We start from the raw sequence: 9,564 nt of genomic DNA on the forward strand, positions 1-9,564 counted from the left end.
CAATTATTGAGCTGACGACTCCGGCGCCAACTGTCCTGCCACCCTCACGGATTGCGAATCTCAAACCCTTTTCAATCGCAACGGGATAGATAAGCTGGATAGTCATTTCAACGTTATCGCCAGGAATAACCATTTCGACACCCTCGGGAAGATCTGCGATTTCTCCAGTAACGTCTGCAGTCTTTATAAAGAACTGCGGCCTGTAACCCTTTGTGAACGGGGAATGGCGACCTCCCTCTTCCTTCTTAAGAACATAGACGTTTGCCGTGAATTTCTTGTGAGGTGTTATGGATCCTGGTTTTGCAAGTACCTGACCTCTCTTGACTTCTTCTTTTGCCACACCTCTCAGAAGTGCCCCGATGTTGTCGCCGGCCTGCCCTTCGTCAAGGAGTTTTCTGAACATTTCCACTCCGGTACATACGGTTTTCTTTGTCTCATAAGAAAGTCCAACTATCTCAACTTCATCGCCAACATGAACAGCTCCACGCTCTATTCTTCCAGTAACGACTGTTCCTCTTCCTGTAATGGTGAAGATATCCTCCACAGGCATAAGGAAGGGCTTGTCAATTTCTCTGACAGGATCCGGGAAGTAATCGTCGCAGGCATTCATAAGTTCGTATATGCTCTCCGTCCATTCATTCGGACTGTCTGCTTCAAGCGCCTTGAGCGCAGAGCCCTTGATTACGGGAAGCTCGTCGCCAGGGAACTCATAGGAAGATAGAAGCTCTCTTACTTCTTCTTCAACCAATTCGACTAATTCTTCATCGTCGACCGCGTCAACCTTGTTTATGTACACCACCATTGCGGGAACGTTGACTTGTCTCGCAAGGAGAACGTGTTCTCTTGTCTGAGGCATAACACCGTCAGTAGCAGCGACAACAAGAATAGCCCCATCCATCTGAGCGGCTCCGGTGATCATGTTCTTGATATAGTCAGCGTGACCTGGACAGTCGATGTGGGCGTAATGCCTTTTGTCAGTCTGGTACTCGATATGAGCAACGTTGATTGTGATTCCTCTTGCTTTTTCCTCCGGCGCCTTGTCAATTGAGTCAAACGGGGAGAAGTCGGCAAGACCCTTGAATGCCAGACTCTTCGTGATTGCCGCAGTAAGAGTAGTCTTACCGTGATCAATGTGTCCAATCGTACCGATGTTAAGATGTGGTTTTGAACGTTCAAATTTTTCCTTAGCCATGGTTTCCCTCCTCCAAATACCTATTTGGGATCTCTATCTTCCAAGAATCTTATCTGCAATTTTCACTGGAACTTCCGAATAGTGGGAGAACTGAATAATGTGGATTGCTCTTCCCTGCGAGAGAGATCTGCAAACTGTCGCATAACCGAAAAGCTCGGAAAGAGGAACGTGAGCCTTAATAATTTTAAGACCAGCCCTGGTTTCGAAGCCCTCAATCTTGGCTCGTCTGGAATTCAGATCGGCAATCAAGTCTCCCATGTATTCTTCAGGCGTGTTAATCTCTACAGCCATTATCGGTTCAAGCAAAGCAGGACTCGCTTTGCGTACAGCTTCCTTGAAGGCCATTGATCCAGCTATACTGAAAGCAATCTCCGAAGAATCCACTTCGTGATACGAACCGTCCAGCAAAGATACTCTCACGTTGACCATTGGGTAACCGGCAAGATAACCGGAATCCATCGCCTCTCTTACCCCACGTTCCACAGGTTTGATAAATTCCCTGGGAATCGTTCCACCGACAGTCTTGTCTTCGAAAACAAAGTTTGAGCTCATGTCGGTAATGGGCTCGACGCTAAGAACCACATGTCCGTACTGTCCCTTCCCGCCTGTTTGCCTAATATACCTTGCTTCCCCAGTTGCTTTGGTTCTTATCGTCTCTCGATATGCTACCTGAGGATTTCCAACTCTGAGTCCAACATTGAACTCCCTTTTTATCCTCTCAACGATAACTTCTAGATGGAGCTCTCCCATACCGGACAAAATAGTCTCTCCGGTCTCACTGTCAACGTAACTCTTGAGGGAAGGGTCCTCCTCAACGAGAGCGACTAGAGCCTTTGTCAGTTTCGAAGCATCATCCTTTGTTTGGGGTTCTATGGCAATCGAGATTACCGGCTCTGGAAACTCAATCTTTTCCAGGATTATCTTCTCATCGCCAGAAACCACTGTCTCGCCCGTCATTGAATTCTTCAAACCCACTACCGCAACTATATCTCCTGCACGAATATAGTCGACTTCTTCTCTCTTGTCGGCATGCATGAAGAGCAGTCTCGAAATTCTCTCTTTGACATTCTTATTTGTGTTGAACACGTACGACCCCTTTTCGAGGGAACCTGAATAGACTCTTAAAAAGGTCAGCTTTCCCACAAAAGGATCGACCATGATTTTGAAAGCCATCGCAACAAAGGGACCGTTTTCATCTGGATGAACCTCTACGTCTTTTCCGCTATCTAGAACCTCACCAAGAACAGGCGGTAAATCTTTTGGGGACGGCAGATAATCAATAATCGCGTCAAGAAGAGGTTGGATTCCCTTGTTCTTAAAAGCCGAACCACAGAGAACAGGAGTTAGCTGCCCTGAAAGGGTAGCCTTTCTTATGGCCGCTTTCATCCTTTCAACGGGAAGTTCTTCGCCTTCTATATACAATTCCATAAGCTCTTCATCGAACTCAGCTACATGTGTAACCAGGTCTTCACGAGCTTCATCTACCTGACTGAGCATGTTTTCAGGTATTGGAGAAGTACTGAACTCTGTCCCTTCCTGATTCGTCCATCTGAAGGCCTTCATTTCAACAAGATCAATAACACCTTCAAAGCTCGACTCAGATCCAATTGGAAGCTGAATTGCAACAGGGTTTGCTTTCAGTTTGTTAACCATGGTGCCTATGGCGCTCTCAAAGTCTGCACCGATCTTGTCCATTTTGTTCATAAAGGCAATCCTTGGCACATGATATTTGTCTGCCTGTCTCCAAACTGTCTCCGATTGAGGCTCAACACCGGCCTGGGCATCGAACACCGCAACGGCGCCGTCAAGAACCCTTAAAGATCTTTCAACTTCAACTGTGAAGTCAACGTGCCCGGGTGTATCAATAATATTGATACGATGATCCTTCCAGAATGCCGTAGTCGCAGCAGAAGTGATAGTGATACCTCTTTCCTTTTCCTGGTCCATCCAGTCCATTGTTGCCGTTCCTTCGTCAACGCTTCCGAGCTTGTAATTCTTACCTGTATAGAAAAGAATACGCTCGGTAGTGGTAGTCTTACCGGCATCTATATGGGCCATTATTCCTATGTTCCGAGTCTTGTCTAGGGTTGTGACTCTTTCTTTCACTATCTTTCCTCCCGCTGAAACATCTTTACCATCTGAAGTGAGCGTATGCCTTTCCAGCCTCCGCCATTCTGTGTACGTCTTCTCTCTTCTTAACTGCGTTGCCCTGACCATTATAAGCATCTATTAGTTCAAGCGCAAGCTTTTCCTTAAGAGGTTTTCCAGACTTTGCTCTGGCAGATGTGACAATCCATCTTATCGCAAGAGCTACCGCTCTTCTTTCAGGAACCTCAAAAGGTATCTGATAAGTGGCCCCTCCAACTCTTCTTGGTCTTACTTCCAGAAGAGGCTTAACATTACCCAGAGCCTTCTTGAAAGCTTCCATAGGAGGCTGCTTAGTTCTTTCAGAAAGAACTTCAAGTGCTCCATAAACGGTAGCTTCTGCCTTGCTCTTCTTTCCACCTATCATGATCTTGTTTATTAGTCTGGTGACTACTGTGTCATTGTAAATTGGATCAAGCACCACTTCTCTTTTCTCAGACTGACGTCTTCTCATCTAGAACTGCCTCCTTATTTCTTCGGCCTCTTGGCGCCATAACGACTTCTCGATTGCTTCCTGTTTGCTACTCCCTCGGCATCTAAAGTGCCTCTTACAATCTTGTATCTTACGCCAGGAAGGTCTTTAACTCTTCCACCTCTTACAAGAACAACGGAATGTTCCTGAAGATTGTGTCCTTCACCAGGAATGTAGGCCGTGACTTCTGTCCCGTTTGAGAGACGCACCCTTGCAATCTTTCTCAAGGCTGAGTTGGGTTTCTTGGGTGTCATTGTAGAGACCCTTACACAAACACCGCGCTTCTGTGGATTATTTTCAAGCGCAGGAGAAGCAGATTTCTGTTTCAACTGTTTTCTTCCGTGTCTTATCAATTGATTTATCGTGGGCATCTGGTTGCAATTCGCCTCCTTCTAAGCATTTTGCCGAAAGCAATTGTACAATGCGACGGTGGTACTGTCAATTGAAGCCTGCTGAACAGGATGTTTCAGATGGTAATTGTTACAGAAGAGTTACCTTACGTTTCAAAGATTCTCCAACCAAATTGAAGAAGGCAAGTTCTTGGGTCGTCTGCCCTTTCTTGATTGAATCGTCAAGTTCTTGAAGGATGACAACAAGTAGTCTTAGTTCTTCAGATGTGAATTTCAAACTTAAGTCTTCCCTATCATCTTTCGCGTTTGAAAAACTGTACCCAACAAGCCTGGCAGCCCTGGCATTGCTAATACCGGTGCAAGTGGAGATCTCTTTTATCTCCGACCACGAAACAGCGGCGGAACCTCTTCTAACTTCAATTATAGTCCCCAAATCCAAAACAATCTTGAGAAGGACCGACGAAAAATACGTGAATGGAATCATCGATCTTCTTGCCGAACTTAGAAAGTCCTTATCATTGTTCAAGAAGTTGTACGCTAGTGATTCAACTTCGATATCTAGGTCGATGTCAACGAATTCTTCGACGGTCTTAGCGTCTATGTCTCTGGTAAGAATCGAAAGCTTTTCCAGTTCTCTTAGAATCCTGTATTCCTTTCTTCCGATTCTTTCTATTAGCGCTGCGGCAGCCTCTCTTGAAATCTTGATCTTCGCCAATCTAGCAATCTTCATAACATGAGAATGCCACTTTTCCTCTTCCCAGGGCCTGGGAAGATTGAAGCTGACCCTCTGAACTTGGGTTTTTGCACTCAGTTTTCCTTCAACATACAAATCGATATGCTCGTTTATCACAGGAATCAATGTCTCGACTAACGATTGCTCTTCTCTCTTCCATTTATCGAATCCCGAAAGCCTAATTGGTTTTGTTCCAAACATTCCAGCAGTCGATAAAGCCATTTTGAGTCTGGCTTCCTTTTCTGGCATATCTTCAGTTAAGCAAAGATATTCGCTTGTTCTCTCACGTATAAAAAAATCTTTGAGTACATCACTATCTCCCGTTATCTCATAAATCATTGTTCAGCGCTCCTAACCAGACCTCCATCCTGTCCAGTAGAGGTTGGCCTGCATCTGGATGCTGTTTGATGACTTCGCCTGACCCATGAACAACAATTTTGTCTATTCCATAGATTTCGGCAACTTCCTTCACATCAAGCAACGAGTATCCGCTCAAATCAGGCATTTTCCAGCTATAGACTCCCTCGTAAACTTCCTTCTCAACGCCAATACCATAGAGGTTTCTGACTACCGAAGCGAACATCGGAGCAGCCACAAACCCTCCATAGTAGGCTCCAGCTTTGGGGGTGTCTATCATAATATACAGTGTATAAGTTGGATTCTCTACAGGGAAGAAACCAAAGAACAGTGAAAAGTAAGTCTCTTCATTATATCCTCCTGGTCCAGCTTTTTGCGCCGTACCGGTTTTTCCAGCGATTCTTATTCCGTCGACTTTGGCCATTGTGCCAGTTCCCTCAATAACAACACTTTCCAGAATTGGGAGCATAGTGGAGACAAGCTGTGACGAGAAAAGTGTTCCGTCGACCTTCTTCGGGATATTCTCAAGACCATCATCACTCCTGATGGCTCTTGCAAATATAGGGGTCAAGAACTGTCCACCTGCTGGAAATACATTTAAGGCCTTCACCATTTGGAATATGTTCACTCCGAGTCCCTGACCAATCGGGAACTGGTAAGGGGAAATCAGAGACCAGTCTTTTGCCTCCGGCAGGATACCGGGAGTCTCTCCGGGGAGATCCACACCTGACAACCTTCCAAAACCAATATTGTTGAGTTGTCTGTACATTTCTTCTTTGCCCAGAGTGTTTAGTATTCTACCTCCAACCTGAACAGTAGCTACGTTGCATGAATTTATGATAGCCTCTCTGAACGTCTGAATCCCGTGACGTTCGCCTTCTGTATCACGTATAATTATGTCAAGCCCTGGCACGGGCTGAATTTTCCCATCACAATTGAAAGTCATTGTTTCAGTTATTGATCCACTTTGCAGGGCCAGTGAGTAGATTAGAGGTTTAATCGTCGATCCTGGCTCAAAGATGCCCATAAGACCTACATCCCAATCATAGGTTCCGGCATAGGCAATAATCTTTCCGGTCTTGCTTTCCACAAGAAGCGCAACACCGCCATCTGCCATGTTTTTTTCAACGGTTGAAAACAGTTCTTCATAGATCATCTTCTGTATATCTATATCAATTGAAAGATATACGTCACTGCCATTTCTTGGCTCTTCCCTCACGGTGCTTGTAAGGGTTCTTCTTATTAGGCCATCCTCTTTTCCAGACAATTGCTCATTGTAGCTCAGCTCAATCCCATTAAGTGGAACTCCGCCTTTATCAAGCTTTCCCAATATTCTATCAAGTCCATATTCGCTAAAACTTAGTCTCTCCCTTTGCATTTCCAGGGAAATATATCGCTTGGTAATAGGTGTGATTTTTCGCTGCATTTCATCATTAGTCGGTGTCGTTCCAAGAAGAAGAAAGTTCTTTGTACTTTGAAGATTTTCATCTAGTCTCTCGTAAGGTATTCCAAACGATAGTTCAATGTTTCTCAGCACTCTCTCTATTTGATCAGAAGAAGTTGCTAATCTAAGATACCCGAGATCGAGCCATGCCTCGTAAATTATGGAATCGCTGGCTAGAAGTCTGCCCTTTGAATCATATATCGATCCTCTAAGTGCCGGGATTTTATTTACACCCAAAACTACCGGCAGATCAGGCTCTGTGAACAGCGATATATATCCCGCTCTCACAGCGAAGACTCCTACACAAAGTATCAAGAGCACATACAACAGCGTAACTCTTCTAGCAAGCTTCTTAATTTATGATACACCTCTACAAAGTTCTACTTTTCCGCTCTCGCTCCAACAACAGTCTGCAAATACGAAATTTCTCTCGAAACATCTTCAAGCCTAGATTTCATGACCATAATGTCTTGTTCTCTTCTAGATGCCACCTCTGTGATTTTGTCAACCTCGTTGCCGAAATAAAACGGGAGAGCGATTGAAACTGCCAATGAAAGAAAAATAACGAGCACTTGCAGAAACCCAAATAAACCCCAAACATCGCTGCTTGTTAAGGCTTTGTCGCCTTCACGAACTAGCGACTTCCGCTTCGCTGTTATGGCTTGCACGAGATGTTCCTCCCTTCAAATCCGCTCCGCTGCCCTCAATCTTGCACTTCTTGCTCTTAGATTGAGTTCTACTTCTTCTTCCGACGGCCGTAAAGGTTTCTTCGTCAGTATCCTCAACTCAGAATTCGATTTCTCCCTAAACACTCTCTTCGCTATGCCGTCTTCCAAAGAATGAAAAGAAATAATAACAATCCTACCGCCTTGCTTCAGAAAACCGGGAATTCTCTTCAATGTACTGTCGATGTTTTCAAGTTCTTGATTCACTTCAATTCTGATTGCTTGAAAAGTCCTTGTTGCGAAATGTCTCTTTCGTTTGTACCTTTCGGCTGGGGGTATAGCTGCTTTTACTGCATCGTGCAAATCTTTCGTCGTGAACAAGGGTCTTCTGGAAACAATGCTTCTAGCTATTCTTCTGGCGAATCGCTTTTCATCTCCGTACTCAAAGACAATCCTTGCGAGTTCGCTTTCCTTATAGCTGTTCACCACTTCTGCTGCTGTAGTTTTCAAAGAAAGGTTCATACGCATATCGAGCGGTTCGTCCAGTTTGTACGAAAATCCTCTTCCTTTAGACTTCAACTGAAAAGTGGAGAGTCCCACGTCTAGCAGAAAACCATCTACCTTTTCAATACCAGCCTGCTTAAGCACACTTTCGAAATCGACATAAGAGAGATTGAATAATCTGTAACTTCCCCGGTAATCTTTAAGATTCTGCTCCGCTATATCCAGAACCTCACGGTCAACATCCAGTCCAAAAACCCTTGCTTGACCGTTAGTGGCCTCAAGAATGGCTTTCATGTGGCCACCCTCACCAGCGGTACAATCAACATAAGTCCCATTGACACGTTCACCAAGCAAATAATGGAGCGCTTCGCGAACCATGACGCTCCTGTGGTGTTCGTCATATTGCCTGGACATCTAATTCACTCCGCTCGAAAGAATAATAACATTTTTCTACAGTCAAAGTCAAACACATCTCACTATTCATTCTAAAGATTTTTCGATTGAAGAGAAGAAAAGCAGCTCCTTCTCTATGAATTCGTCTATCTCGCCATTCATGACAGATTGGATATCTCCTGTCTCAGCGTCAGTTCGATGATCCTTGACCATTGTGTACGGTTGAAAAACGTAAGACCTTATTTGATTGCCCCATGATATGTCCTTCTGATCACCCATTAATCTCAGTTTCTCATTGCGCTTCTTCTCGATCTCTATTTCAAAGAGCTTTGCATAAAGCATTTTCATTGCATTTGCCTTGTTTTGATGTTGAGATCTTTCTGTCTGACATGCAACAACTATGCCGCTAGGGAGATGGGTAATCCTGACGGCAGAATCAGTTTTGTTGACATGCTGTCCACCAGCACCTCCCGATCTGTAAGTATCGACTTTCAGATCTTCAGGTTTGATCTCAATCTCAGGTACTTCGTCCATCTCCGGAAACACACTGATCGAAGCAAATGATGTGTGTCGCCTGTGATTTGCATCAAAAGGCGAGATCCGCACCAATCTGTGAACACCGGCTTCAAATTTAAGTTTTCCATACGTATATGGGCCGGAAAAATTCAGGGTCACACTCTTGATTCCAGCTTCGTCCCCAGGCAATTCGTCTACAATTGTAATCTTGAATCTGTTCGCCTCTGCCCATCTCATGTACATTCTCATAAGCATTGACGCCCAGTCCTGAGACTCGGTTCCTCCCGCACCAGGGTGGATTGACATGAAACAGTTATTATTATCGTATTCTCCGCTTAGAAGGATCGTTAGCTCAAATTCCCTGACCTTCTTTTCTGCCGACTTTACAAGCTCTTCAACGTGCCTCACGTAACTCTCGTCTTCTCCCGATAGCTCCACCGCAATGTCTATGCTTTCAAACTCCTCTTCCACATTCCTTAGAAGACCGAGGGTCCCCCGGAGGGACTGTGCCTCTATCCCCAGCTTAGAAGCCTCTCTTTGGTCACTCCATATTGAGGGATCGCTCATTCGCTTTTCGATCTCCTTCAGTTTCTCATCTATCTTCTCGAGATCAAGAGTCTCTCTTATCGAATCAAACTTCTCTCTCAACTCTTGAATTCTCAAGTTCGTTTCATAACTAATCAAATTGCACCTCCGGACTAACGTTTCACCTTGAACCTTTTTGTGGCCTTCTTTTTGCCGCCAACATCACCCTTCTTATCTCCTCCGGCTCCACTGAAATCAGAGTGCACAG

The 9,564-nt window shown here is 44.8% G+C and carries 9 protein-coding genes; all 9 read right to left on the reverse strand.

Annotation, left to right across the window (positions count from 1 at the left end; genetic code table 11):
- On the reverse strand, positions 1 to 1,192 hold a 1,192-nt coding region (gene tuf, locus B3K42_RS04375; RefSeq protein ID WP_292597065.1), incomplete at its 3' end, for an elongation factor Tu.
- A 33-nt stretch (positions 1,193 to 1,225) separates the two neighbouring features.
- Entirely contained in the window at positions 1,226 to 3,250 is a 2,025-nt protein-coding gene (gene fusA, locus B3K42_RS04380) for an elongation factor G (protein ID WP_375232238.1), read from the reverse strand.
- 73 nt (positions 3,251 to 3,323) lie between these two features.
- Complete coding sequence (gene rpsG, locus B3K42_RS04385; protein ID WP_292597068.1) at positions 3,324 to 3,791, reverse strand: 30S ribosomal protein S7; 468 nt, start codon at positions 3,789 to 3,791, stop codon at positions 3,324 to 3,326.
- Between the two features lie 14 nt (positions 3,792 to 3,805).
- Complete coding sequence (gene rpsL / locus B3K42_RS04390; protein WP_006492338.1) at positions 3,806 to 4,180, reverse strand: 30S ribosomal protein S12; 375 nt, start codon at positions 4,178 to 4,180, stop codon at positions 3,806 to 3,808.
- A 109-nt stretch (positions 4,181 to 4,289) separates the two neighbouring features.
- On the reverse strand, positions 4,290 to 5,231 hold the full coding sequence (locus B3K42_RS04395; RefSeq protein ID WP_110990048.1) for a DNA polymerase III subunit delta: 942 nt from the start codon (positions 5,229 to 5,231) through the stop codon (positions 4,290 to 4,292).
- Entirely contained in the window at positions 5,221 to 6,981 is a 1,761-nt protein-coding gene (locus B3K42_RS04400; RefSeq protein WP_110990073.1) for a penicillin-binding protein, read from the reverse strand. Before B3K42_RS04400 ends, B3K42_RS04395 begins: the two co-directional genes overlap by 11 nt.
- 92 nt (positions 6,982 to 7,073) lie before the next feature.
- Entirely contained in the window at positions 7,074 to 7,361 is a 288-nt protein-coding gene (locus tag B3K42_RS04405; RefSeq protein ID WP_110990047.1) for a hypothetical protein, read from the reverse strand.
- A gap of 15 nt (positions 7,362 to 7,376) precedes the next feature.
- Complete coding sequence (rsmH, locus tag B3K42_RS04410; RefSeq protein WP_110990046.1) at positions 7,377 to 8,276, reverse strand: 16S rRNA (cytosine(1402)-N(4))-methyltransferase RsmH; 900 nt, start codon at positions 8,274 to 8,276, stop codon at positions 7,377 to 7,379.
- Between the two features lie 66 nt (positions 8,277 to 8,342).
- Positions 8,343 to 9,455 carry a peptide chain release factor 2 gene (gene prfB, locus B3K42_RS04415; RefSeq protein ID WP_110990045.1) on the reverse strand — a complete coding sequence of 371 codons (1,113 nt, stop codon included), beginning with the start codon at positions 9,453 to 9,455 and terminating at the stop codon, positions 8,343 to 8,345.
- Positions 9,456 to 9,564 lie beyond the last annotated feature (109 nt).

Origin of the sequence: Mesotoga sp. UBA6090, from assembly GCF_002435945.1 — a bacterium.
Lineage (GTDB): Bacteria > Thermotogota > Thermotogae > Petrotogales > Kosmotogaceae > Mesotoga.